Annotated in this window: 1 protein-coding gene; it reads left to right on the top strand. The window is 40.5% G+C overall.

Features of this window, described 5'->3' with window-relative positions; genetic code table 11:
* Nucleotides 1-2,235 (top strand): autotransporter outer membrane beta-barrel domain-containing protein (locus ACFILU_RS01170; RefSeq protein ID WP_375674410.1); only part of this gene is annotated, 2,235 nt, incomplete at its 5' end.
* Nucleotides 2,236-2,308: the final 73 nt, after the last annotated feature.

The raw sequence follows: 2,308 nt of genomic DNA, 5'->3' as shown, positions 1-2,308 counted from the left end.
TTAAATGGCAAAACAACTATTCAAAATGTTGGTATTGGTCTCGCTACTGGTGAAGATGGCACAATTAAGATGGTTAATGGCGCTATTGATACTAATTCTAAAGGTCTAGATACCCAATCCGACACTCCTCAGAATGGGAAGAAAAATAAAATAGAAGCAAAAATGGCTGCGCTGGTTGTAATAAATGGCGGACATATTGATCTGACAGATGTTTCTGCCACAGCAGAAGTTGCCGGTTTACAATTCGCAACTTTCTCCGATGATAATCCAAATGGCTCGCATGATCCACAAAAATATCATAGTAATGAGATCAATCTGACCAATGCAGAGCTTCATGCTGAAAATGGCACAGGAATTTTCATTGGAGCTGTTGTTGAAAAAAGCATCGAAGATACTAAAGCTCCATCAATCGGCACAGTCAATCTTAAAAAATCAGAAGTCCATGCTGACGTATTATTAGGAGATGGTATTGCTTGGGACAAAGCGTCATGGAAAGATAAAGATTTGTGGGATGATAAAGAGGTTAAAGCGATCTCCAACGGCACCTTCACATTAAGCGCTGATCAGTCTATTCTAGAGGGCAGAGCAAATATTGCTAAAGACAGAAATGTGCACTTTGATCTGAAAAACAATACAAAATGGACGTTAAAAATCAGCAAAAATGAAAAAGATGATGATGGCAATCTCCTTGATATCGCTCAAAGATCTCGTTCTGATATTTCCACGCTTAATCTCGATAACAGCTCCATTATCTTTAATGGACCAACAGAAGATCATTACCAAACATTGCATATAGGTTCTGGTAAACCAGACACGCAAGAAGTCTACAATGCAACGGGTGATGCAAAGATTTACTTCAACACGGCTTGGAGTGATGGTGCTGCAATAAATGACCAAAAAACCGATAGGCTTTTGATCCATGGGGATGTCTCTGGCAACACATCAGTTTATGTCACGGGGCGCTTAGAAGAGAACAATATCGAAGCAAATACCTCTGCTGCTGCCAATGTCCGGGGTCTTTCACTTATTCAAGTTTCTGGAAAAGCAGAGGAAAACTCTTTCAAACTGGTAAATGGCTATACCACAAGAGGTGGCTTACCAGATATGTATACACTACGTGCCTATGGACCAGACTCAAGCCAAGGCAACGCCGATATTGCACAAAACCTCTTTGATGAAAAGAATGAAAATTTCTGGGATTTCCGTTTGCAACCCGAACTGCTTGGCTCCAATTCTGGTTCAAATCCTGATCCTGAAACAAATATCCCTACCTTTGCACCTGTACCACAAACAGCAAGCTATTTGGTCATGCCAAATGCTCTCTTCTATAGTGGATTAACAGATATGGCTAAACAAAACGCACTCTTAGCCAATATCAGAACATCTGTCTTAGGAAAAGAAGAAGAAAAACAAACCGGTTTCTTCCTCTATACTTACGGAAACACAGGAACCTTATCTTCTGAACGCGGACCTCTCAAATATGGTTATGGTGCTGATATCCGCTATGCTGCTCTACAAGCCGGTGTTACATTCGCGGCATTAGAAGGACAAAATACCACAACACATTTCGGTCTTGTAGGCACCTATGGGCGGCTGTCTTTCACTCCAAAGGATATGGATGATGTAAGTAAGAGCACATTGGATAAATGGTCACTAACAGCTTATGGCAGCGTGCAGCATGACAATGGTTTCTATATGGATACACTGTTATCCTATGGAATTCTAAAAGGAGATATCGGCAATGCTATCATTGGCAAAACCGCAAAATTGCAAAATGCCAAAATGTTGAGTATCTCCACCACTGTTGGCAAAGAGTTTGCAGCCGGAATGGAAAGTTTAACATTTGAGCCGCAAGCACAAATTGCCTATCAACATTTGATGTTTAATACCATTAAAGATGCTGATAATTTTACCGTTGATATGAACAATCCTTCTCAATGGTTGATCCGTGTTGGTGGACGTTTGACAAAAACCATTTCCACTGAAAACAACCGTCCGATGTCTTTCTATGGAAAAGTAAACTTGATCAAAACCTTTGGTGATAATGGTACCATCCAGATTGGCAGAGATTTTGACCTTGATCCTATGGGACCAGCAATTGAAGGCGGCGTTGGCATTAATGCGCAACTGTCTCACAATTTCTCCCTTCATGGTGATGTCAGCTATCAACAAAAGCTTCAGAAAACTGGTATAAGTGGTGCAAACTTTTCAGGCGGCATACGCTATCAGTTTTAAAATAAAACTGTCAAAACAGCGTATTTCTTTTCTATGCATTAACAAAAAAGGCAGCTACAATATGCTGCCTTTT

Source organism: Bartonella sp. CL100XZDX, assembly GCF_042195375.1.
Classification (GTDB): domain Bacteria; phylum Pseudomonadota; class Alphaproteobacteria; order Rhizobiales; family Rhizobiaceae; genus Bartonella.
This window is presented reverse-complemented; position numbering and strand designations above follow the sequence as displayed.